General features: G+C 72.1%; 25 protein-coding genes. 10 read left to right on the top strand and 15 right to left on the bottom strand.

Annotated elements, in window-relative coordinates; all coding sequences use genetic code 11:
* Positions 1–70: 70 nt before the first annotated feature.
* The 15 genes from OG625_RS05680 to OG625_RS05750 form a co-directional block, all read right to left on the bottom strand.
* On the bottom strand, positions 71–544 hold the full coding sequence (locus tag OG625_RS05680; protein ID WP_327416375.1) for a hypothetical protein: 474 nt from the start codon (positions 542–544) through the stop codon (positions 71–73).
* A gap of 19 nt (positions 545–563) precedes the next feature.
* On the bottom strand, positions 564–1,406 hold the full coding sequence (locus tag OG625_RS05685; protein ID WP_329376966.1) for a DUF317 domain-containing protein: 843 nt from the start codon (positions 1,404–1,406) through the stop codon (positions 564–566).
* A 29-nt stretch (positions 1,407–1,435) separates the two neighbouring features.
* A complete protein-coding gene (locus tag OG625_RS05690; protein WP_329376967.1) occupies positions 1,436–2,644 on the bottom strand; it encodes a hypothetical protein in 1,209 nt (402 codons plus the stop codon).
* A gap of 38 nt (positions 2,645–2,682) precedes the next feature.
* Positions 2,683–3,948 carry an MFS transporter gene (locus OG625_RS05695; RefSeq protein ID WP_442816231.1) on the bottom strand — a complete coding sequence of 422 codons (1,266 nt, stop codon included), beginning with the start codon at positions 3,946–3,948 and terminating at the stop codon, positions 2,683–2,685.
* Positions 3,949–4,030: 82 nt separating this feature from the next.
* Entirely contained in the window at positions 4,031–5,296 is a 1,266-nt protein-coding gene (locus OG625_RS05700; protein ID WP_329376968.1) for an MFS transporter, read from the bottom strand.
* 94 nt (positions 5,297–5,390) lie between these two features.
* Positions 5,391–6,248 carry a winged helix-turn-helix transcriptional regulator gene (locus OG625_RS05705; protein WP_329376969.1) on the bottom strand — a complete coding sequence of 286 codons (858 nt, stop codon included), beginning with the start codon at positions 6,246–6,248 and terminating at the stop codon, positions 5,391–5,393.
* 54 nt (positions 6,249–6,302) lie between these two features.
* Complete coding sequence (locus OG625_RS05710) at positions 6,303–6,725, bottom strand: hypothetical protein (protein WP_329376970.1); 423 nt, start codon at positions 6,723–6,725, stop codon at positions 6,303–6,305.
* A gap of 447 nt (positions 6,726–7,172) precedes the next feature.
* Positions 7,173–7,616 (bottom strand): hypothetical protein, encoded by a 444-nt coding sequence (locus OG625_RS05715; RefSeq protein ID WP_329376971.1) that lies wholly within the window; start codon positions 7,614–7,616, stop codon positions 7,173–7,175.
* 38 nt (positions 7,617–7,654) lie between these two features.
* Positions 7,655–7,960, bottom strand: coding sequence for an SH3 domain-containing protein (locus OG625_RS05720; protein ID WP_329376972.1), 306 nt, complete (start codon positions 7,958–7,960; stop codon positions 7,655–7,657).
* Positions 7,961–8,121: 161 nt separating this feature from the next.
* The gene (locus OG625_RS05725) at positions 8,122–8,829 is read right to left on the bottom strand and encodes a hypothetical protein (protein WP_329376973.1); all 708 of its coding nucleotides are present in this window, start codon (positions 8,827–8,829) and stop codon (positions 8,122–8,124) included.
* Positions 8,830–8,886: 57 nt separating this feature from the next.
* On the bottom strand, positions 8,887–9,561 hold the full coding sequence (locus OG625_RS05730) for a hypothetical protein (RefSeq protein WP_252310301.1): 675 nt from the start codon (positions 9,559–9,561) through the stop codon (positions 8,887–8,889).
* Positions 9,558–10,193 carry a DUF3631 domain-containing protein gene (locus OG625_RS05735; protein ID WP_252310300.1) on the bottom strand — a complete coding sequence of 212 codons (636 nt, stop codon included), beginning with the start codon at positions 10,191–10,193 and terminating at the stop codon, positions 9,558–9,560. Before OG625_RS05735 ends, OG625_RS05730 begins: the two co-directional genes overlap by 4 nt.
* Positions 10,190–10,693 (bottom strand): hypothetical protein, encoded by a 504-nt coding sequence (locus OG625_RS05740; RefSeq protein ID WP_252310299.1) that lies wholly within the window; start codon positions 10,691–10,693, stop codon positions 10,190–10,192. Before OG625_RS05740 ends, OG625_RS05735 begins: the two co-directional genes overlap by 4 nt.
* On the bottom strand, positions 10,690–11,355 hold the full coding sequence (locus tag OG625_RS05745) for a DUF4913 domain-containing protein (RefSeq protein WP_329376974.1): 666 nt from the start codon (positions 11,353–11,355) through the stop codon (positions 10,690–10,692). The genes OG625_RS05740 and OG625_RS05745 overlap by 4 nt, the downstream gene beginning before the upstream one ends.
* Positions 11,356–11,487: 132 nt before the next feature.
* Positions 11,488–12,243 carry a DNA-methyltransferase gene (locus OG625_RS05750; RefSeq protein WP_252310298.1) on the bottom strand — a complete coding sequence of 252 codons (756 nt, stop codon included), beginning with the start codon at positions 12,241–12,243 and terminating at the stop codon, positions 11,488–11,490.
* 772 nt (positions 12,244–13,015) lie between these two features.
* On the opposite strand from OG625_RS05750, the gene OG625_RS05755 reads away from it, so the two are divergent.
* The 10 genes from OG625_RS05755 (at position 13,016) to OG625_RS05800 (ending at position 22,335) form a co-directional block, all read left to right on the top strand.
* Positions 13,016–14,128, top strand: a complete 1,113-nt coding sequence (locus OG625_RS05755) for a C40 family peptidase (RefSeq protein ID WP_329376975.1) — start codon at positions 13,016–13,018, stop codon at positions 14,126–14,128.
* Between the two features lie 165 nt (positions 14,129–14,293).
* On the top strand, positions 14,294–14,596 hold the full coding sequence (locus tag OG625_RS05760) for a DUF6112 family protein (protein WP_386391660.1): 303 nt from the start codon (positions 14,294–14,296) through the stop codon (positions 14,594–14,596).
* Positions 14,593–15,273: a hypothetical protein gene (locus OG625_RS05765; protein WP_329376976.1), complete on the top strand. Its 681-nt coding sequence runs from the start codon at positions 14,593–14,595 to the stop codon at positions 15,271–15,273. Before OG625_RS05760 ends, OG625_RS05765 begins: the two co-directional genes overlap by 4 nt.
* A gap of 33 nt (positions 15,274–15,306) precedes the next feature.
* Positions 15,307–16,623: an SCO6881 family protein gene (locus OG625_RS05770; protein ID WP_329376977.1), complete on the top strand. Its 1,317-nt coding sequence runs from the start codon at positions 15,307–15,309 to the stop codon at positions 16,621–16,623.
* Positions 16,624–16,697: 74 nt separating this feature from the next.
* Entirely contained in the window at positions 16,698–18,155 is a 1,458-nt protein-coding gene (locus OG625_RS05775) for an SCO6880 family protein (protein ID WP_329376978.1), read from the top strand.
* A gap of 46 nt (positions 18,156–18,201) precedes the next feature.
* Positions 18,202–18,624 carry a DUF6238 family protein gene (locus OG625_RS05780; RefSeq protein ID WP_329376979.1) on the top strand — a complete coding sequence of 141 codons (423 nt, stop codon included), beginning with the start codon at positions 18,202–18,204 and terminating at the stop codon, positions 18,622–18,624.
* Positions 18,625–18,649: 25 nt separating this feature from the next.
* Positions 18,650–20,143, top strand: coding sequence for an ATP-binding protein (locus OG625_RS05785; RefSeq protein ID WP_329376980.1), 1,494 nt, complete (start codon positions 18,650–18,652; stop codon positions 20,141–20,143).
* A gap of 31 nt (positions 20,144–20,174) precedes the next feature.
* The gene (locus OG625_RS05790; RefSeq protein ID WP_329376981.1) at positions 20,175–20,957 is read left to right on the top strand and encodes a hypothetical protein; all 783 of its coding nucleotides are present in this window, start codon (positions 20,175–20,177) and stop codon (positions 20,955–20,957) included.
* A 212-nt stretch (positions 20,958–21,169) separates the two neighbouring features.
* Complete coding sequence (locus tag OG625_RS05795; protein WP_329376982.1) at positions 21,170–21,559, top strand: hypothetical protein; 390 nt, start codon at positions 21,170–21,172, stop codon at positions 21,557–21,559.
* A gap of 11 nt (positions 21,560–21,570) precedes the next feature.
* Positions 21,571–22,335 (top strand): glycosyltransferase family 2 protein, encoded by a 765-nt coding sequence (locus OG625_RS05800; RefSeq protein ID WP_329376983.1) that lies wholly within the window; start codon positions 21,571–21,573, stop codon positions 22,333–22,335.
* Positions 22,336–22,614 lie beyond the last annotated feature (279 nt).

Raw genomic sequence — 22,614 nt, forward strand, 5'->3', positions numbered from 1 at the left:
GCGGCGGTGAGTCAGTAGGCGCGATGGGCCAATGACGGCCGAGGGGCGGGGCTTTACGGCAGGAGAGTGGTCACCGCGCCCGGGCGGCAGAGGTCCGAACTTGCCGGGATGCGGCGGCGGGGGGCTGGCTGGTCCGTACCGGTGGAGCGCCGGGGATCCACAGGCGTACGTACTGGTCGATCGCGGCCCGCAGCCGGGTAACGCCGATGCCGACCCACGGGGGGTGCTCGCTGTGGTTCCAGTCGTTGAAGGTGCCGTACTCGCCCTGGCCGGGCTTGTGTCCGAGGCGCCGGTCTCGGGTGTCGAAGGCGCCGTGGTCGGCGAAGCGCAGCACGGCGGTGTCGATCGGTCCTTTGTCGAGGTGCACGATCTGCAGTCGCAGCCCGTCGTAGCGGTCGGCGTAGATCGTGGGGGCGAAGTCGATGCGGAGCCGCAGCGGGAGGTCTGGGGCGGGGGCGGCGTAGTAGGCATGGCCGACGACGGCGGCCTCGGGGTAGGGCAGCGTGAGGTGGTCGGCGAAGAACTGTTCGGTGAACAGGGCCAAGGGGGGTCCTCGTTGTCGGTCAGCGGCGTACAGCGCCGCGGGCGGGAAGGGCAGCGGAGGGGGTGGTGGCGGTGCTCCAGCGCGGCACGCTGCCGACCGCGACGGGCGGGCGGACGCCAATGCGGGGGCGGAGATCGCGGGGAGTCGGCACCGGAGGGCGGGGCGGTACGACGGGCGTGAGCTGCGCGAGGGCGGCGAGCTGACGGTGGAGGCCCTGCTGCCAGCGGGCCACGGGAGTTGTCTCGGTGAACGCCTCCGCGGTGGCCGCGATGAGGTGGGAGGGCGTACGGGGGCTGAACGTGATCTCCGCGCGGGTGCCCCAGCCGGGAGGGCCGGCCCACAGTTCCGTCCCGTCCGGCAGGTCGCGGCGGGAGCGGTTGATGTAGACACCCGCGTTGCTGTCGGGGGCGGTCAGCTCCACGGTGCCGACCTCGGCGCCCGTGCGCTGCCAGCCGGCGGCGACCAGCGGTGCCAGGCTGTCGGCCCAGTACGCCGACGGGGCCGCGAGGAAGCGGTCCTGGCCGTCGGCCCAGTCCCGGGCGAGGGCGGTGGTGAGGGCGGCGACGAGCTCGGGCGGGGTGTTCTGGTTGACGATCGCGGTCCACTGCGGTCCGGAGACCGCGTCGGGCGCGGCGCTGATCGTCCACAGGTCGTAGTCGTCTCCGGCCCAGCCGATCCGGATGCGGTGGTCCGGGCTGGTTATGACGAGCTGGTGCGGGCCCTCGTCGAGGTGATGGTGGGGCCAATGCTTGACGGGGGCGAAGCCGGCATCGCCGTAGCCGGGCGATCCGGCGAGGTAGCGGGGGGTGACGTAGACGTCGCCGTCCACGGTGGCGGCGGCCTGGGGGGCGGATGAAGGCAAGGGCGTCTCCACGAACGAAGGGGGTGCGGTCAGAGCGTGGCGGTCAGGGCAGCCGGGGCGGCGAGGGCCGGCCGGGGAGGGAGCGCGGAGGGCAACACGGTGTCCAGCTTCCGGATGGCGGCGAGGTCGGCGAGGACCTCGCGCTTGGCACGGGCGCGCAGGGCCGGGGTGAAGGTGTCCGGCTCGAGCCTTCCGTCCGCGGTGGCGTACGGGCGAAGGCGGGCCAGGATGCGGGCGGCGGCGGCAGGCTGCGCGGCGACGAGGCGGTCGAGGGCCGCGTCGATGGCCTGGCGCCGTAGATCGTGGTCGGGGGCGGCGCGGCGCCGGTCGGTCACCGTGATCGCGTACTGGTGGATCAGGCGGTTGTGCTCGGCTCGGCGCTGCCAGGCCGCGACCAGGAACCGGCGCGCATTGAGGACCTTGAAGGCGTCGGGTTCGGGGATGTCGGCGAACCCGTTGGGCAGGGAGCCCAGGGCCGAGGAACTGGAGGCGCGGGCCACCGGCACGGTCAGGCTGGTCAGTTCCTCCAGTGCCGTGTTCCAGCGCCGCTGCAGCAGCGGGTGGCGCAGCGCCGGATCGCGGTCGTTCTGATTGCGGGCGTCATCGGCGACAGCGCTGCGGAAGGCCACGGCTCCCATGGACAGCAGGCGGTCGACCTCCGCTGTGCGGGGCGCGGGGAGGTAGCCATCGGCCCAGCCTTCCTCGACGGTGTCGAAGATGTCCTTGGCCAGCGGGCGCGCGGGCAGCCCTGCGGCGGCGTGAGCCTGGGCGAGGAGCTGGGCGAAGAGGACGGGATACGCCTGCGAGAGCCAGCCCCGGGTCGTGGTGACCGTGTCCGTCGAAGGAGTCTCCTCGGATTCGCGCGTGCGGTCTTCGGACCGGCGCAGCGCGGCGGTTTCCCGGTGGACTTGGTGGCGGGCGGTACGGACCTGCCTCAGCTGGCGGGCGGTGCGGGTGGTGCGCGGGTCCTGGTGGTAGGCCATCCGCTCGACGGCGACCTGGAGGTCGCCCTCGGCGAAGGTGAGGGCGTCACGCAGTTCGTGCAGGCGGGCGGGAGCGTGGAGCAGGTCGTGCTGGGCGGGGCGGAGGTGGCCGCCGGCATCGGCTATCGCGGCCGTCACCAGGTGCTCGAAGCGCTCCTGCAGGTAGTGGGCGAACGCCTCGTCGTCGAGGGCGGCCACTTCGCGCAGGCGGAGGCGAAGGTGCTGCGGCTGGGTGGAGTCGGTGGGCTCGGGCATGGTGGTCCTGTTCGGGATGGCAGGCGGGGTGGGAGGGGTCAGGCGGGGAGCGGGCGGCGGGTGGCCGGATGGGTGCGGAGTTTCGCGAAGGCCACGGCCAGGCCGACGGCCTGCAGGACGGCGCAGGCGGTGATGGCGTGGCCGAGCAGGTCCGGTGGTGTGAGCGCGACCAGGGCTCCGGCGAGGGGGAACGGCGCGAGGAGCAGCAGGATGATCAGCGAGAGGGTGCTGCCGAACACCTCGGCCGGGACGAGGTGGGCGCGCAGGGTGCGCAGCACCACGGTCATGCCCGCTTCGCCGGCCATCAGCAGCGCCACCAGGACCAGGAAGACGGTGTAGGTGTCGGCGGCTGCCAGAGCTAGGCAGGCCAGGGAGGCGAGGGCGGCTGCGGCAGCTCCTACCGGCCACAGGCCGGCGCGGTCGATCGCGAAGCGGGCGAGGGTGACCATGGCCAGGGAGGCGATGGCGGCGGCCGACCAGACGAGGCCGACCTGGCTGCTGGTGCCGCCGAGTTGCTTGATGACCAGGACGGGGCCAGCGGCCTGCACGAGGCCGATCGCGCAGTTGGACAGCACCAGCCCGACGCACAACCACCCCAGGGCGGGGAGCGACCGCAGGGTCCGCCATCCGATCTTGAGGCCCTGGGCGACGGGTACCGGGGCCTCTTGGGGCCAGACGGGACGCTGACGGGGGGCCAGGGCCGCGCCGAGCAGGGAGCAGGCGGCGATGATCAGGAGCATGCCGGTGGCGCCGCTGTACTGGAGCAGCACGCCGGCCAGGGCCGGGCCGGCCAGGGTGGCGCCCTGGTCGATGCCCAGCAGGACGGCCTGGACGCGGTGGGCATGGCCTCCGGCGTCCCGGCTCGCGGCGCCGCCCGCGGTCTCGGCCGCGATGTAGGAGAACTCGGTGAGGACGCCTGTCGTGGCGGCCAGTGTCATGACGGCAATCACGGCGCCGGTTCCCTCGCCCACGGAGGGCAGGACGGCGGCTGCGGCGAGGACGACCGCCGCGCGCAGGACCGAGGCGATGCGAAGGACCCGTGTGCTGCCGAACCGGTCCACGGCGGCGCCCGCGAGGGCGAACGCCCCAAGGCGGGGAACCCATTCGAGCATGAAGGCCAAGCCGGTCAAGGTGGCCGAGTCGGTGACAGCCAGGACGAGCAGCGGGATGCCATACGTACTCATCGCGAAGGCGCCGGCATCGGCGGTACGCGGGACGTAGACGCCGCGTACGGGTCCGAAGTCGGGAGTGCGGACATGTCGGCCGGTGGGTGGCCGCAGGACGGCAGCGTGCTTGGGGGGCATCGTCTTTCCGGGGTGGGGCGGATACGTTCGGGGAGCAGACCGGCTGGACGGTGACGGCGGTCCGAGCGGGCGGCAACAGCGGCTAGCGGGGCGTCGAGACCGAGTGACGCGGGTGGCTGTGGCGTGGACGGCGGTGGCGGCCCAGGCGTCGGCCGGGGCCGAGTTTGGGGCGGGCGGCGATCAGGACGGTCAGCGCAGTTGCGGCGCCCGCGGCGGGCAGGGCAGCGAGGATCTGCGGGCTGGTGGAGAGGGCTCCGGCGAGCGCGGTGCCGGCGGCCTGCCCGGTGCCGACCGAGAGGATCAGCCAGGCGTACGCCTCGGTCGTGCGGGAGGCCGGGGCGAGGGCGTCCACCGTGTGGAAGCCATTGGTGATGATCAAGGTGAGGAAGAGGCCCGGTATCCCCACGAGGCCGACGGCCGTTCGGGGGCCTGGGTCGGCCAGCAGGGGAAGCCAGCCGAGGAGGAATAGGACGCTGGTGCAGAGAAGTTGCGTGGTCGTGGTGCCGGGCCAGGTCCTGCGGGCGTAGACCAGGCCGCCCAGGAAACTGCCGGTGGAGAACATGGCGGGAAGGAGCCCGGACAGCATCGGCTGCTCCTGTACGGCGGCCATGTCCGCGGCCCAGACGTTCATCGCGCCGAGCGTGAACCCGGTCCCCGCCAGGCCGGCGAACAGCATGACCAGCCCGCTGCTCATCAGCCGTCCGGTACCCGCGCCGCCCTCTGTGGTCGGCCGCCATGTCCTCGACGGACCGGCGGTCAGGACGATCGCCGAGCCCGTCAGGCCGAGTGTCGCGGTCGCCAGCAGAGCGGTATCGGGGCCGTGCGCGGTCGCCAGCCACGAGGCGAGCAGTGGGCCCACCACGTAGAGGAGTCCCTGCGAGCCGGTATCGAGGGCCTGCACGACGCGCCGCCGCCCCGGATCCGGCAGGACCGTCGGCCACAAAGCCCGCAGTCCGGCTTCCAGGGGCGGGGTGATCAGCCCGGCGAACCCCACGACTGCGGTCACCACCACCTGTTGTCCGTCGGCACCGACCCACGGGAGCGCCAGCAAGCAGGAGGAGTTGAGCACGGCGGCCGGGATGGAGATCCGGGTCTGCCCGTACCTGTCCATCAGCCGGCCCTTGACCGGCTGGGAGAGGCCCGAGGCCAGGCCGTAGAGCGCGGCGAGGAGTCCGCCGAACGCCAGCGTCCCGCCGCCCGCAGTGATCCACAAGACCAGGGAGACGGGGACCATGCCGTTGGGCAGGCGCCCGATCAGGGTGCCGCCCAGCAGGCGGGCAACGTAGCGGCTGCCGAGGACGGATCCGTACGTGGCCGGCGGGGCGGTGGCGGTCGAGCGAGCGGTCAACGGGGGGCTTTCCGTCAGGGCTCAGCGCCAGGGCGCCGGGAGCGAGGGGATACCGGCGGCGGGCGGCCGGAACATGGCAGTGGTCGGTTGGGGGTCACCGGCTCGGTCCGCTGGTCGGTGCGGAGAACAGGTCCATGGGCCGCCACCCGGTGGCCGGGGCGGGGGCCGGCGGCTGGGCTACGGCCACGGCCGGGCTGGTTTTGCGGGCCTGGTGGGCGGCCCACTGCCCGGAGCGGGTGGCGGCCGGGATGCGGGGTGCGCCCCAGACGGGGTGTGCCTGGGCCTCGGGAAGCGGGCGGGCGGTGGCCCAGGTCGAAAGAGCCAGGTAGATCGGGGCGAGGGCCTGGCCCGGGGCGGTCAGCTGCAGCGAGGCGGCGTCATCGCGGGTGACGGCGACCAGGCCGTCGTCGATGAGCCGGCGGATCGGCGGGTAGATCGCGCTGGGGCTGTGGTCGGGCATCGCCTCGGCCGAGAGTGCGGCCATGGTCGAGGTCCCGCGGGCCTTGAGGGTCCACAGCAGCACGGTGGCGTGGCGGTGACCGATCACGGCGAGGGTGTCCTCGGCGTTCTGCGCAGCCGGGATCCGCTCCGGCTCCGTCTTGCCGGTGACGGGGTTGAGGACGAGGTTCTTCTCCAGGTGTCCGTCGCCCCAGCCCGCCAGGGCGGTCAGCGACGGCATCAGCTCCCGTCCTCGGGCGGTCAGGCCGTAGGTGACGTGCAGTCGGGTCTGTGCGGTGCGCTCGACGAGCCCAGCATCCGAGAGCGCCCGCAGCCGCGGGTGGAGCTGGCCGTCGCCGAGCCACGGCAGGTGCTCCTTGAGCTTGGTGTAGCGCAGCGGGCCGGGCTGGGAGGCCAGCGTCATCAGCACCCACACGCTCCAGCGCGGCGTGATCATCTCCAGCGCTTCGGCAACGCGGGGCAGGTCGTTGGAAGGCAGGCGGGCAGCAGCCAAGGCGGTAACTCCAGACGGCGCGGGGTGGATGAGAAGAAGGAGAAAGGAGGGGGGTCAGCGCGAGCGGGCAGGCCCGTCAGACGCGACCGGCGGCATGGCCGGTGTGACGGCCGCGGCCCGGGAGGCGGGCGCCGGGGACTCGGTGTCGGGGACACGAGCCAGGCTGTTCAGAACCTCGCCAAGAACCTGGGCGTGGGAGTCGCGGACGGTGACTGCGTGTGCCAGGCGGCGGGTGGCGTCGGAGATGTGGCCGACATCCACGGATTCGATCGTGCGGTCGGGGTGAGTCAGCCGGTGCAGCTGCTCGGTGTGGAAGGCGACGGCGCGGTCGGCGTACTGCAGGGCATCGAAGCTGTTGAGCAGGGCGTAGCGCATGCTGCCGGGCACGGCGTCCGCGGCGAGGCCGGTGACCGGGCGGCCGTAGAGCGCTTCGATCTGCGCGCCCGCCGCCCGGGAGGCGGCGTACGGATCGGGCACTCAGCGCCCCCGTGCCGCCGCCACGCCCTCGACGCCGGTGGGCGCGGGCCGTAGGCCGCTGGCCGCTGCCCACGACAGCGGACCGGACCTGGAGGGGGGCGGCCGGCGGACGGGCGGCTGGCGGCGGCATCGCGGAGAGCAGCTTCTCCAGCGCGATGCGGTAGCCGGTGCGGCCGGCCAGTGCGGCCTCCAGCCACTCGGCGTCGAACCGGAGCGTGTCCGAGGACAGCGAGTCCAGTTCGGCGTCGGGGGCCATGGCAGCGTGGACACGGTCGCGGACGCGTACGACCTGGGCCTCGGCCACGGCGAGGAAGGCGCGCAGTTCCAGGGCACGGACCAGGGCGGGCGAGCTGCCGGGGCGGACCGCGCGCTGGTGCAGCTGGTCCAAGGGCCCACCGAACACCTGCTCCAGGCGGGCGTCTTGGGTACTGGGCTTGCAAGCGTCGCTCATCGGGCACCGCCCCTGATCCGCGCGGGCTGTGCCGGGACGGCAGTGGGCAAGGTCGTTGTCATCCGGGGTCCGAAGCGCCGCTGGATGCGGGCCTGCTCGACGGGGGACTCCAAGAGGAACCGGAGGACCTGCGCCCGACCGTCACGGGCGGCAACCGCGTAGTTCACACGGTGGGCCAACTCCATCACCGGGTCGTCCAGCACGTCCCCCGGCGCCGTCTCCAGCGCGGAGACCAGAGCGTCCTCGGCCGTCTCCACTCCCTGCTGCGCCTCGGTGAGCAGCGCGTACCAGCGGACCACCTGGGTGGCACTGGGGTAGGCGTGCGGAGCGGCCTGTACGGCCTGGGCCAGTTCGGGCAGCCCCAGGCTGAACTGGGCCTCGATCCGCTCGGCGAACAAGCCGAGCACGTCGCCGTCGAAGACGTCGGGGATGTCGGACACGAAAGGTGGCTCCTGGAAGAGGGGAACGTACGGGCGGGTCAGTTCGGGCGACGGCTGCCGTCGCGACGGAGGTCACCGTCGTCAACCCAGCCGGTGATGCCCGAGGCGGTGGTGACGTGCAGCCAGGCGCCGTCGGTGACCGAAGCCGTGAACGGCTCCCCGCGCCGCAGCACACCGACAGCCGCGGAGTCACCGTCGGCACGGGCATGGACTGCGAAGGCGAGCACCGGCTCGGCCCGCCGAGCCGAAAGGGGCGTGACGGGGCTGAGTACCGCGGTGGCAGCGGAACGGGATGAGGTGCCACTCAGGACGGTGGCGGTGATGGACGCGGGTGTGTGGCACACAGCGGATGGCTCCAGACCAGGCAGAACAACAGGAAGTGACCGCCCTCAGTGGGGCGGTGGTGTTGCAAAGGGTCTGGAGAATCCCCGGTTTCCGAAACCGGGGATCGGCGGCTATATTGCGCGCCGCCGGTCCGCCGAAACGGGGTCGGCGAAAGCCGTGTTCAGCGTCCTTGAGGCCGACGGGAGACCGGCGGCACGGGTGTCGCCGGGGCGGTCTGGGCCGGGCTGCGGCGGGCGGTCGGAGCCGGCGGCGGTAGCGCAGGGGCCTCCTGGTCCGACCATGCCTCCCACCAATCGACCGCTGCGGCGTACGTCTCGAACCCGCCTTCGCGCAGGGTGTGAGTGTCGGAGTCCCAGTCGAACTGCTCCAGCAGGATCCGGAATTCCGGCGCCGCCTGGGGGTCAAGGGAGCGCAGCATCACGACCGTCTGTACGGGGTCGCGCATGTCGTCGGTGTAGCTGGCCAGCAGGGCGAAGTGGTCACCATCTCCGCGGACGCGCGCCTCCAGGGCCCTGGTGCGGTCGTCTGCGGGGTTGTGCACACCCTCCGGTGCGTCGAGCGCGTCGGAGGAACAGCCTCGGGCTATCAGGTACGACTGGGCCATCGCGTACAGCGGGAGTTCCTTGGAGTCGACCTCGAAGGTGCGGGCGCGCAGGTCACGGGAAACGTGAACGGCTCGGAGCTGCGGGCTTCCCGGAATGCCGTACGTGGCTCCCTCGTCGAGGAGGACGAAGTAGGCGTCGGTGTACGTGCGGTACTCGCCGAGCACCTTGAAGGAAGAGATGTCGAGATCTTCGTAGTGCTGCTGGTGGCCGTCATCGGCGGGCTCGAAGCCGTCCAGTTCGTAGTCGGGTCGGTGAAGAGGCACGTGTGGCGGGCTTCCTTCTTCAGGGGCGGAGGGGGACGAACCCCGGGGCACCTTGGGTCAGTGCTGTCGGGCTTGTGCCGGCCAGGCCCCGGCCGGGCGGGCAGGCAAAGGCGTGGCCATGGCCGGTGGACGGCGGGTGCCCAGCAGCGCGGTCCGGCCGGTGTCGGTCAAGACGACCGGCTGGCCGACGGTTAGCGCCCGGGACGTGTCCCGGGTGACGAGTCCGTGGGATTCCAGGCGCTGGAATGCCGGAAGGTCGATGAGACGGCCCTGGACTGTTCGGACCGAGACCCGGTGGGTGAGGAGGTGTTCGCGCATCGTGCCGCCGCCGGCGAGCGAGAGGAGCGCCGCGAAGTCGTGCGCCGTCAGCTCGTCGTCAGCAGGGACGAGGGCCGGGGCGGCGGCCTTGACCGCCTCCAAGGCGGCAGCGACACCCTCCTGCAGCCGGTCGCGGGCGGCCGTGGCCTGGGCCAGGTCGTGCACAGTCCGGCGCAGGCGGTCCAGGAGCGGGATATCCAGGGGGTAGCTGCCGGAGGACAGGCGCTTCAGTACGTTGCGGTGGTACGCGACCGCGCCCTCGGCATTCACCAGTTCCCGGTGTACGGCAGCGAGCGCGGCCCGCTCCTCCAGGAGCAGCCCGCGGAGATGGTCGTGATGCAGAACGGTCAGGTCGCCGACGACTTGCTCAATGGCGGCGTCCAGGGCGGTTGCCGGGGATTCGCGGGCGGTCACGACGGGCGGCAGTCGCAGTCGGCCGGGATGGCGGCCAGAAGGGCCGAGCGGCGGTAGGACTTGCGGCGCCGGCCGTCGCCGAGGGTGATCTCGCGGCTGGCCACCTCGTACGGGCGCAGCAGGGTGGCCAGGCGGGTCTGGGTGAGTTCGGCGTACGGCCAGCGTCCTTCGGCGATGCCGGGCAGGGTGCGCAGCTCCGCGACGAGGTCGGCGGAGGACAGTGCGTCCGGGCTCCCGTGGAAGGCGAAGACGTCCAGGCAGGCGGCCAGGATGCACGGGGCGGCGAAGGCCGAGATCGCGTTCTCGGCGGGGCGACTGAGTACGGTCGGCGGCTGCTCGGGGTCGGTGCACGGCGAGCAGCAGGTGTCGGCGCCAAGGAGGTACGAGACCTGTCGGCCCGCCTGCGCATGCTCGACCAGCAGATTGCTCAGGTCGTCGAGTTCCTTATCCTGAGCGGCTTCGGTGGTGGGCTGCGGTCGGCTGGCCCAGGCGCTCAGTTCCGCCTCCACTTCCAGCTGACGTTCGCGAGCATCCAGCAGGTCCTGGTGGCGCGGATGCGGCGCCGGACGGGGCGCGAGGAGGGCCGTCATCAGGGCCTGGAGCAGGGAGGCTGACTGGGTGAGGTTGGTCATCGCGAAGGACCCTTCGGGGAATTCGTGGTGGCGATGCGGGCGGGTGCGGGGAGTCCGGGGACCGGGAACGCTGCGGCTGGAGGCGCCGGCGTGAAGGCAGGGCGGGGCCGGACTTGTGGTGAGAGAGAACGAGCCGCGTACGCGCGGGGCCCGGCTGCGGGGCGGGGGCGGCCGACGCGGGCCCGGACGGTGTCGTAGATGTCGTGCTTGGCGCGGGGGCGTACGGCGACGACGTGAACGTTGGTGCGGTGGCTGGAGCCGGGCGGGGCCGGGCGGTAGTCGTAGACGATGCGGTACTGCACCCGGGAGCCGAGGTAGAGCTTGCGGTAGCCGGTCAGCTCGGCGGTGAGTTCGGGCCCTCTCACCTGGGCGCGCACGACGTCCTGGATGAGGGCGAGTCCCAGGTCGCGCATGTCGCCCGGAGCGGCGAGCAGGTCGTTGAGGGCATCGGGGTGAAAGGAGAGGCCGAACGCCGGCGGAGGCTGCGGTGGGTGCGTCACAACGCGGCCCCGTCCGGGGCCAGGGTGCCGCCGGTCGTCTGGGCCTCCGACTCGCGGGCGGCGGACCGTGCGGAGGGGCCCGGCCCGCGCAGCAGGCGATGCTCGGCACGGTCCGGGTCGGTCTGGCAGGCGCTCAGGGGGCCGCCGGGGGCACGGACGTAAGCCATGCAGTGGGTGAGGAAGTCCCGGTGCCACACGAACATGCCACTGGGGCCGGCCTCGGCGTCCTTGTGCTGGTGGTAGGCCATCCACAGTGCGTGCAGCCACGCGACGACGTCGAGGTGCTCCTGCCACTGCTCGCACCATGGTGCCGCGGTGGTGATCTCGGCGCCGTAGACGTCCATGAGGTGGTCGTCCACCCAGTCGGTCAGCGCAGCGATTTCGTCCTCGTACTCCTCGCCTTCCAGCTCCAAGATCGGCTTGGGGTCCGGCGGCGGGGTGGGGGTGGTGAACGACGGCATGGCGGGGAACCCGGCGAAGGGCATGCTCGCGGCCATCGGGTCCGCAGGCGGCACGGAGGCCAGTGTGTCGATCATGCGGGCCTGCTCGGCCGACTGGTCGAGCAGCTTGCGGACGGACGCCTCGATCGATTCGAGGTCAGCGTCTGGCAGACGGACCGGCTCTATTTCCCCGCCATGGCGGGGCTCGGCAGATTCGGACACGAAAGGGGTTCTCCTTGCAGCCAGGGCCGTGAATTCGATGGCCCTGATGGTCCGGAGAATCCCCGGTTTCGGAAACCGGGGATCTGCCGCTATATTCCGCCTGCCACGGGATCGGGCTGTGGTGCAGCCCGGTCAGGAGGTCAGGTCGAAATCGCCCTGGGAATGCACCTGCCGGACCGTCTCGGTGAGGCGCTCGGAGGCAACAGCCGCGTACTCCTTCGTCTTCTCGATGCCGATGAAGTCGCGACCCTCCAGCAGCGCGGCGACCCCGGTGCTGCCCGATCCGGCGCAGAAGTCGAGCACGGTGCCGCCGAGAGGGGCGATCTTCACCAGCTCCCGCATCACCTCGACCGGCTTCTGCGTGATGTGCCGGCGAGCCTTGCCCGAGGGCTGCGAGGCGCTGTACAAGCCGGGCAGGTAGACCGGGTTCGCGGCGGCGTCGATCTTGCCCTTCGCGCCCCAGACGATGAATTCGCAGTCCTGCCGGAACTTACCCTTCTGCGGCCTGGCCTGCGGCTTGTGCCAGGTCAGGACGCCCAGCCACAGCCAGCCAGCGGCCTGGAGCGCGTCCGTGGTCGCCGGCAGCTGCCGCCAGTCGGTGAACAGCAGCGCCGTGCCCCCGACCTTGGTGGCCCGGTGGGCCTCGGTCATGATCTGGGTCAGCCAGAGCGTGTACGAGCGCTGGTCCATGTTCTCGCCGACAAAGTCCGGCAGGGCGTGCTGGGCGTCCGCGGAGACGTACTTCTGGCGGGCTGAGCGGCTCGTGCGCTCCTTGGCAGTTCGGCCGCCGCTGTTGTACGGCGGGTCGGTGATGACGGAATCGGCGCAGCCGTCGGGCAGAGTCGCGAGCACGCTGAGCGCGTCGCCCTGGTGAAGGGAAAACGACAAAGGGGAACCCCAATTCAGTGAGGGATGCAGACGGGAAGGCTCCAGACCGTGCGGCGGCCATCGCAAGACATGCGGGCAGGCGGCGCGGGGAGGTCCCAAACTGTAGGTGACGATTCCCGGTTGAGACGCATCGCCGACCAAGAACCCCGGAAATCAGGCGGATTCCGCCCGTGATTTCGGTGACCGGGGATTCGGGCTTACTGTCTTGTCACTGCCCGGCGGACACCGCTGATGGCGACCCTTCCCCGTTTCCCCCTCTCCCGCAGGAGGCCCCTGTGTTCCGTCCGTGACCCCGCACGCAGCCATCGCTGCCGCCTCGCCGTTCCCTGCCCGCCCGCCGCAGACCCTGACAGGGAGGCCGCCCATGTACCGCCCGTAATCCCCTTCCGCCCTGGTGGGCGAGGCAACGCTCACCAGGCACCCCAGTTCGATCCCGGTTTCCCGCCCCGGCACCCCTCCAGGAGTTCGCTGATGTTCCGCCCGTAAGACGCCCCGCCGTCCCGCTCTCCACCAGCCCGCCGCTGCGGGCCACTCCTTGAACGTCCCAGGAGGCACACCCATGTTCCGCCCGTAACCTCCCCCGTCCCACCGGGTGTGTGAGGCAACACGCACCCGAGCCGGGGCTCTTCGCCCACCTCCACCGCTCCGGCCGCACGGCCCTCCCCCTTTCACACCGTGCGGCCGGAGCCCACCCCGAGGACCTCCCCGTGACCCCTTCCTCTCCATCCCCACGTGACATCCCCGCAGCCCGCCGGCCGGAGGCCGCCCGGGAGTGAAAGGCATCGCCGCCGCGATCGGCGTGCTCTGCCTCTCCCCCGCGCTGCTCGCTGGCACCGCCGTCCTCGCCGCAGCCGCGAGCCACTCCCCGCGCCCGGGCACCTCCTGCGTCACCGACTCGGTCGACACCGACGCCGTACGGCGCCAGGTCACCGCCGTGCTCGGCGGGTCAGGCGCTCAGAACGTCCACGTCGAGGGACTGGACCTGCCCGCCGAGCAGATTCCCCACGCCCGGACCATCGTCGCCACCGGCATCACGCTCGAAGTGCCCGAGCGCGGCCAGATCGTGGCCCTGGCCACTGCCATCCAGGAATCCCGGCTGCGCAACCTCGGCTACGGCGACCGCGACTCGCTGGGCCTTTTCCAGCAGCGGCCCAGCCAGGGATGGGGTACCCCCGCCCAGGTCCGCGACCCCGCCTACGCCAGCACGAAGTTCTACCAGGGCCTGCTGAAGGTCCCCGGCTGGCAGCAGATGACGGTCACCCAGGCCGCGCAGGCCGTCCAGCTGAGCGGATTCCCCAACGCCTACGCCCAGTGGGAGCCCCTCGCCCGCGCGCTGCAGCAGGCCATCGCCCCGACGCTGAAGGGTGCCCAGCCGCCCGCCGACGACCAGACCCCGGGCATCCCGGCGACGGACCCATGCGCTCCAGGCGAAGACGGCAGCGGATCTGGACCGATCCCCGAAGGGGCCGTCCCCAAGGGGTACTCGATCCCCGCCGACGCCGACCCCCGCGCCAAGACGGCCATCACCTGGGCCATGAACCAGCTCGGCACCCTCTACCAGTGGGGCGGCTCGTGCCTCGCGCCCCACGGCCCGGACCCCATGGGCCGCTGCGACTGCAGCTCGCTGACCCAGCAGGCGTACAAGAAGGCCGGGATCACCCTGACCCGGACCACGTACACCCAGGTCAAGGAAGGCAATGCCGTCCCGCTGAACCAACTTCGCCCCGGCGACCTGGTGTTCAGCCGCGGCACCCCGGCGGTCCCGGAGCACGTGGGCATCTACGCCGGCCACGGCTACGTCATCGAGGCCCCGCGCACCACAAAGCCGGTCCGCTTCAGCACCCTCGCCGACTACGCCGCCCACAGCGCACGCCGTCTCCCGTGACACCGGTCCGCCCGGCTGACCCTTGAGGCACCGGGCGGACCGGACCACCTTCGCGCCGCAGAGCGCCCCCCTCCCCCTTTTCCTTCCTGTTCCCCGGCAGGGCCCGTCGTGTCCTGCGCATGCAAGGAGCGCACCACCATCTCCCCCGCCAATCTCACCCCACCCCTGTCCGAACGCCTCACCCTGCTTGCCTACGATCCGGGCGTCTCGCCCAAGGGCGGCGGCCTGCCCGGCCTCGACGTCCTGCGCACCGTCGTGAACTCGATCAACCTGTTCGGGATCGTGGCCGTGGTCGGCGCCCTGGCCGTCAGCCTCGGCGTCTGGGCCTGGGGCCACCACTCCGGCGGCCACCAGGCCGAAGCCAACGGCAAGAAGGGCGCCGTCGTGGCCGCGGGCGCGGCCCTCGGCCTGGGCGCGGCCAACGGCATCGTGGCGTTCTTCAGCGCGCTCGGCCAGCAGGTCCGATGAGGAAACGTTCCCTCGACGTGCTCGGCCTGGGCTGGCAGCCACCCCGGCGCGTCCTGCTTTTCGCCGGTGTACTGGCCACGCTGCTGGTCCTCGCCGGCGCCGTCGCTTGGTGGACCGGGAGCCACCAGAGTCCCGAGGCATCCGGCAAGCAGACCAGCCCGACCGGTGCGCCGAAGTCCCCCTCCGCTCCCGTGCCGACAGCGCCCGCAAGGGGGTCCACGGTCGCCGGGCCGCCGCCGATCTCCGATCCGCTCGCGTTCGCCCGGGCGACCGCGGTGATGCTGTGGACCTTCGATGCCCGCACTACCAGCCGCGACGCCCAGCTCGCCGGCATGCACAGCTGGATGACCGGCGAGTCCGCATACGCGGACTGGGACTCCGTCCAGGCCCAGATCCCCGACCCGTTGCTGTGGTCACGGCTGAAGGACAACGGCCAGCACGCGAGCGCCACCACGTCGGAGGCGCACTTTCCGTCCGCGTTCAAGCAGGCCCTGGCCGACAACCCGCAAGCCATCACCGAGGCGTACATCTACGCCGTCACGGTGCGCGGCAAAACCCAGCTCGCCTGGAACGGCGGCGGAGGCGGTGCCGAAGACCGCCAGATCACCCTCGCCGTCCAGTGCCGACCCGGCAAGGACTGCCGCCTGGTCGCCATAGCCCCGCGCGTCGCCCCGTAGCTACCGCCTGTACCTCCCGAAAGGACGCCCGACGTGGGCTTTTGTGACCTGCCTGTCGCTGGCTACCTCTGCAAGGCCGGCGATGTGATCGACTTCGCCTCCGATCCCGTCGGCGCGATCGGGAAGTGGATGGCGGAAAGCGCCGGTGACGTCGCCGCCGCAGCAGCGGACCTCGCATCCAAGGCCATCGACCGCACCACCAACATCGACCTCGGCGCGGGATGGTTCCGCGACAACTACGAGACGATTCTGCCGATTGGCCTGCTGCTGCTCGTCGCGACGTTCTGTGCGCAGTTGGTGAGAGCCGCGATCAAACGCGACGGCCAAGCCCTCGCCCAAGCGGTGACCGGAACGGCCTCCGGCGTCTTGTTCGCCTTCTGCGCCATCGCCTTCACCACTGTCGCCATCGAAGTCGTCGACGCCCTGTCCACCGGGCTGTTCGCGGCTTCCGGGACGGACATCTCCTCCGCCGTGCGCAGGATCGTCAAGGTTCAGCAGATCAGTTCCATTGCCGGAATGGGCTGGCTCGTCGCCGTCGTCGCAGCCCTCGGCAGTGCGATCGGAGCGTTCCTGTTCTGGGGCGTGATGATGGTCCGCAAGGTCGGCATCCTGATCCTCGTCACTTTGGCCGTTTTCGCCGGAGCCGGCGGCGGCTGGGAGGTCGCCCGACGGTGGCGCCGCGGCTGGATCGAGGCCACCGCCACCCTCGTCGTCTCCAAGCTGCTGATGACGATCATCTTCGTGCTCGGCATCGCAGCCATGGGCAAGACCGAAGCCAAGGACGGTGTCGCCGCCCTCGCGGATGTCGCCGCAGGCATGGTGATCATGCTCATGATCCTGTTGTGCCCGTACATGACGTTCAAGTTCGTGCACTGGGCCGCTGAGGGAACCGACGGCGAAGCCCTCCACCGCGCCGGCGGCGCCGGCGCGACGGTTGCCCGTCAGCACGCCGAGAACGCGGCGCGCAAGGCTGCTGCGGCGGCCACCGGCGGTGCGGCGGCCGGAGCCGGCGCTGCCGGTGGTGGCGCCGAGGCTGCGGGCAGCGGCGGGGGCTTCCCCGGCGACATCGCCTCCAACCCGACCGGCGGCATGGACATGGGCAAGGGCGACTCCGGCGGCAGCTCCGGCGGGGGCTTCCACGACCTGATGGAGCAGGCCGCGCCCCCGCAGGCCCGGACCGGAAGCGGCCAGGACACCGGCCAGGCAGACGGTCCGCCGAGCTGGAGCGGCCCCGGATCCCAGCAGAGCGGGTGGAGCACCAGTGCGCCCGCCGATCCGATGCCTCCGGCCCACGGCGCTCCGGCCAACGGTGACAGCGCCTCCCAGACCGGCTCGCCGACCGGCCTGTAGTCCCTCCGCCAGCCCACCCCGGGGCAGGGCCACCACACTCCCTGCCCCGGGCCGACCCGCCCCGGGAACCGTCCTTGTCCGAAGTCCTCCCCCTCACCGTCAAATTCCCCACCCGGTCACGGCGCGGGATCCTGCTGGGCCTCTCCCTCCCGCAGCTCGTCCTCGTCTCCTCGACCCTGGCATTGCTGCTGGTGGCCGTGCTGACCGTCGGTCTGATGGGCGCCGTCGCACTGGCCCCCGTCTGGATCACCTCCGCCGTCCTGGTCGGGGTGCGCCGGGAAGGCCGGTCCCTGATCGACTGGGCGCCGCTGGTGGCCCGCTACGCCCACCGCCGCCGTACCGGCCAGACCATGTGGCGGGCCCGGCCCGTCTCCCGCCCCCAGGTCGAGGGACTGCTGCACCTGCCCGGCACCACCGCCTCCCTGCGCGTGGCCACCGCCGCCTCCGGCGCCTCCGCGATCCACGACCCCCACCGCCAGACCCTCACCGCCGTCGCCCGGGTCAGCTCCCGCGCCTTCGCACTTCTCGATCCGGCCACCCAGAACGCCAACGTGAGCGCCTGGGGCAGGGCGCTCGCCGGCATCGCCCGCACCGGGCACGTCGCCACCGTCCAAGTCCTGGAACGCACCGTGCCCGACTCCGGCGACAGCCTGGCCCGGCACTGGACCGAGCACGGCAACCCTCAGGCCCCCGTGACCGGACACATCTACTCCGCGCTCGTCGACTCCGCCGGCCCCGCCGCCGCACCCCACGAGGCATATCTGGCCATCGCCCTGGACCTCAAGGCCGCAAGGCGCCTGATCGGCCAGGCAGGCGGAGGACTCCACGGCGCGTTCACCGTCATGGGGCAGACCACGGCGTCCGTCGCCCAGGCCGCCCGCGGCGCCGGGCTCACCGTCACCGGCTGGCTCGGCTCCCGCGAGATAGCCGCCGTGCTGCGCACCGCGTACGACCCCGCCGCCACAGCCCGGCTGCAGCAGTGGTCCTCCACCGGCCGCGCCGAAGCCGATCCGGCCGCCGCCGGCCCTGTCGCCCAGGTTGAGGAGACCGACCGGGTCATCACCGACAGCGCCCGGCACGCAACGTACTGGATCGAGAACTGGCCGCGGACCGAGACGAGTTCGGGCTTCCTGCACAGCATCATGTTCAGCACCGGCGTCCGCCGCAGCTTCTCCCTTATATACGCGCCGCAGGGCATCGAGTCCGCCCTGCGGGACGTCCAGCGGCGCAAGTCCGCGATCATCTCGGACGCCTCCGAGCGCCGGCGCCGCGGCCAGGTCGAGTCCGAAGCCGACAACGTCGAGTACGCCGACGTCAAGACCCGTGAGAAGCAACTGATCTCCGGACACGCCGACGTCGCCCTGACCGGACTGCTCACCGTCTCCGCGGACACCGACCAGGCCCTGGACGCCGCCTGCGCCCAGCTGGAGACCGCCGCTGCCAGTGCCCAGGTCGACCTGCGGCGCCTGCTCTTCCAGCAGACCGACGCCTTCACCGCCTGCGCCCTCCCCCTCGCCCGCAACACCCTCTAGCCCCATCCGCCCGCCGCCCCCGGCGTCCCCCTCCACGAGGAGCCCCTTGTCCCCTGACGAACACCCCGTCGGCGACGCCCACCCGTACCTCCGGGCGGCCACCGTCGGCCTTCGCCACCACACCCGCCTCCTCGCCACCCGTGCCAGTCAGCCAAGCGACCGACACCACCTCGACACCCTCCACGCCCACCTCACCGACCTGCACCGCCTCCTGGAGCAGCTCGCCGAGCACACCCGGCCCGAACGACCCGCCTCGGGACGTCACCTGGCCACGGCCCGCACCCGCCTGTGGCAGGCAGCCGACGCCGTCCACGCCGCCTTCCACCTGCTCCCCGCCGCGTCTGACGGCACCGGCTGCCACCCAGAGCGGCTCCCGGACGGCCCGCCCGTGCTGACCATCTGCCAGCGGCACCTCGCCGCTTCCCACGTAGTGCGGCGCAAGACCACCCCCGCCGACCTCGCGTCCTGACCGCCACCACCCCGGAAGCATCCTCTTGTCCCACCGCCGCGAAGCCAGCGCGACCCCCCTGTTCACGCCACAAGGCATCGGCCGGGCCCAGCGCCGTGCCCTGCGCAAGCAGACCGCCCGCGCCGAGGCCCGCGCCCGCGCCGCCGCCGGCCCCAGCTCCGAGCAGCAGCCCGCCGAGGCCGTCTACCCCGAGGCTGCCTACCCACCCGCAGGGCGGCCGGGCCCCTTCTCCGCCCGCGGCAGCCGCCTCAAGCTCCCCGCCCACCGCATGACCACCGCCGTCGCGAGCGCCGCCTACCCCTTCCTCGCCGAAGGCGGACTCGGCGCCGACGGCATCTACATCGGCAAAGACCTCCACGCGGAGGGCAGTTTCACGTTCGACCCCTTCGAGCTGTACGGAAAGGTCGAGGGCTTCACCAATCCCAACGTGCTGCTGGCCGGTGTGATCGGGCAGGGGAAGTCCGCGCTCGCCAAGAGCCTGGCACTGCGCTCCGTCGCCTTCGGGTACCGGGTGTACGTGCCGTGCGACCCAAAGGGGGAATGGACGGCCGTCGCCCACGCTTTGGGCGGTGCGTCCATCGCCCTCGGGCCCGGGCTCCCCGGCAGGCTGAACCCGCTGGACGCGCCGCCCCGGCCTCCCTCGGTACCGGAGGCGGAGTGGCAGGGGGAGGTACGCAAGCGCCGCCTGCTGCTGCTCGGCTCCCTGGCACGTACGGTCCTCGGCCGCGACCTGCTGCCGATGGAGCACACCGTTCTGGACGTCGCGCTCGGCACCGCCGTCGTCCGGGCTGCCGCATCCGGCAGACCCCCTCTGCTCGGCGACGTCGCCCACGCCCTCGCCGACGGGCCGGGTCTCGACCTGGCCGGTGGCCTGCTCGCCGGGCGCCTCGGAGACGCAGCCCGCGACCTCGCCCACGCCATGCGCCGACTGGTCTTCGGTGACCTCGCCGGGATGTTCGACGCTCCCTCCACCACGGCCTTCGACCCGTACCGGCCCATGCTGTCCATCGACCTCTCACGCCTGGGCGGCACCGACGACGCCGCCCTCGTACTCGCCATGACCTGCGCCTCCGCCTGGATGGAGGCGGCCCTCACCGACCCGTACGGCGGCCGGAGGTGGGTGGTTTACGACGAGGCGTGGCGATTGATGAGGCATCCGGCACTCCTGATGCGCATGCAGGCCCAGTGGAAGTTGAGCCGCGGCCTGGGCATCGCGAACTTGATGGTGATCCACCGGCTGTCCGACCTGCTCACCGCGGGCGACGCCGGCAGCCAGAGCCGGGCCCTGGCCGAGGGCCTGCTGGCCGACTGCTCTACCCGCGTGATCTACCGGCAGGAGACCGACCAGCTCTCAGCCGCCGCCGGACTCCTCGGTCTGACCAGCGTCGAATCCGGAGCGCTCTCCCACCTCACCAGGGGCCGCGGTCTCTGGAAGGTCGCAGGTCGAAGTTTCGTGGTCCAGCACCAGTTGCACCCCGCTGAACTGCAGCTTTTCGATACCGACTCCCGCATGCATTGACCGCAGAAACGTTCAACCAACCCGGGAACCCATGCCCTCAGCACGCACCGACCTGTCCCTCTTCGCCGCCGCGCTCGCCGCCCGTCTCCCCGGGCAGTGGACGAGCGAGTACCGCCAGCATCCCACCTACCAGAATCAGTTCGACACCATCGAACGTCTCTGGGACGCCGGTCACGTCGAGTACATCGTCCACCAGTACGTCCTGGGCCACGAGGCCGTACTCCACGGCCCGGACGGCCAGCACCTCTACATCAGCTACAGGCCGCTGCGGCCCCGCCAGTTCGTCGTCGCCCCCCTCAGCCCCGACGTCAAGCCGCACCACTTCGTAGGGGTCGAGGAGCCCGACGGCATCGCGGTCCCCAACGATCCCGTCCGGGCCGCCGCCCACATCGCCCGACGGCTGCTGCCCCGCTACGAGATCGCTCGTCACGCGGTACGCCGCAGCCTCATCGACCGGCCCGAACCCCCGCACCGCAAGGCCCCGCCGCAGGTCGACCAGACCCTCCCCCTGACCTGGTACGAGGACGGGGCGCTCGGGACGCCGTACAAGGACGTCCCGGAGGAAGCCAGGGAAGCGCTGTACGTCCACGGATTCCAGTACGTGCCCCACCAGGCCGCGTTCCTCCTCCCCGCCTCCTACGGCGAGGCCGGCCGCGCCGTACGGATCCAGGCCGTCGCACTCCGGCTCGCCGCGCACGGGATCGGCGTGAAGCTGCGCCACGCCACGCCTACCGCCGCGCTCCCGCCTCGCCCACCGGCCGTGGCCCGGCCTGTACCCGCTCTGCCCGCACCCCCGGCCGCCCGTGCCCGCTGACCACCTGCCCGAAGGAAACCGCCATCAGCACCCGCAGCTTCATCGCCCGTCCCACCGGTACCGGCTACGAGGGCATCTACTGCCACTACGACGGCTACCCCGACAACCAGCTCCCGCTCCTGCTCGGCGCCGCCCGCTACCGCTTCGGCGGTGACCTCGACGCTCTGCGCCGGCACCTCATCGATGGCCCCCACGACTGGAAGGACCTCGGCATGGACCTCCTGGAAAGGGCCCCCGACAACGTCCGGGAGCGCCTCGACCCCCACGGCGACCGCGGCCCGAGCGCACCCTTCGACAACGTCTTCAACGTTGACGGCACCCCCGCGAAGCCGATCCCGGTCACCGACGCCAACGCCGATGCCATGGGCCTGGAATGGGGCTACGTCCTGCACGACCACGGCATCGAAGTCATCGCCCTGACCTGGTACGACAGCGGCCCCATCGTGTCCTGGGACACCGACCCCCTCTCCCGGATCTCCGGCACCCCCTCCCTGTGGGACTCGAACCGGCCCGCGCCCATCCAGGCTCCCGCCACCCCACTGAAGATCACCAAGCCGGTCGCCCCGGCACCCGCACCCGCCCGACCGCGGATCACCCGCTGAACGCCCCGCCCATGGACCGCACCCCGGAGATGTCCCTGTCCGCCCCGCAGATCACCGTTGTCATCGCCACCCAGCTCCGCCCCGAACGCCTGCCCTACCTGCAGGAGATGCACGCCAGCCTCACCCGGCAGACCGTGCCCTGGGAGGCAGTCCTCGTCCTCGACGGCGCCGACCCCGCCCTCGTGCCTGCCCCGATCACCGCCGACCCCCGGATCCGGACCCTCGCCCTGCCCCGCCCGGTCGGCGCCGCCTGCGCCCGCAACCTCGGCCTGAACGAGGTGCGCACCGAGTTCGTGAACTGGGCCGACGACGATGACGTCTTCCCCGACTGGAGCCTGGGCATACGTCTGGAGACCTTCACCGACGAGCTCGGGTGGGTCGCCGGATATAGCGAAGACTGGCTGCCGGACGGCTCCCGGCGCCTGTGGGAATGCCCGGCCCCGCCCGGCTATCACGCCGCCGGCGACGTGGTGACGTACTGGCCCCGGCCGCAGGACACCATCCCCGTCGGGCCGACGACCATCCTGGCCCGCACCCGCCTCGTGCGCGCGGCGGGCGGCATGGGCGGACTCGTCCAGGGCGAGGACTACATGGCAGCCGTCGGCGTCACCGCGCTGGGCCCCGGCGTGCTGCTCCCGCTGCCCGTCTACCGGTACCGCAAGCACGACGGTCAGATGACCCGCGGCGAGCAGTACGAGGAGCTGGAGCTGGCCGTCCGCCGCCATGCCCACGCGTTCGGGCACGGCCTGCGCAACGCCCTCGCCAGCCGGGCGTGAGCATGGACGACCGCACGACGCCCCGCCCCAGGGGCCTGGCACAGATCATCCTCGCCCTCAGCCCGGCCGACGGCCTGGTCGCCGTCCCCGTCGGCGAGCAGTACCGGTGGGCCAACACCGCTCTTCAGCTCACGCCCGGATTCGAGCGGCGCCCCGACGGCACGTACGCCCTGCGCGACGTGGACAGCGCAAAGCCCAACCTGCTTGCTCTCGCGGAGAACGCGCGCCGACACCGCCTGCTCCTCTTCGGCAGCGCCCGCCCGTACCTGGGCGACTACG

It is taken from the genome of Streptomyces sp. NBC_01351, from assembly GCF_036237315.1.
Taxonomy (GTDB): domain Bacteria; phylum Actinomycetota; class Actinomycetes; order Streptomycetales; family Streptomycetaceae; genus Streptomyces.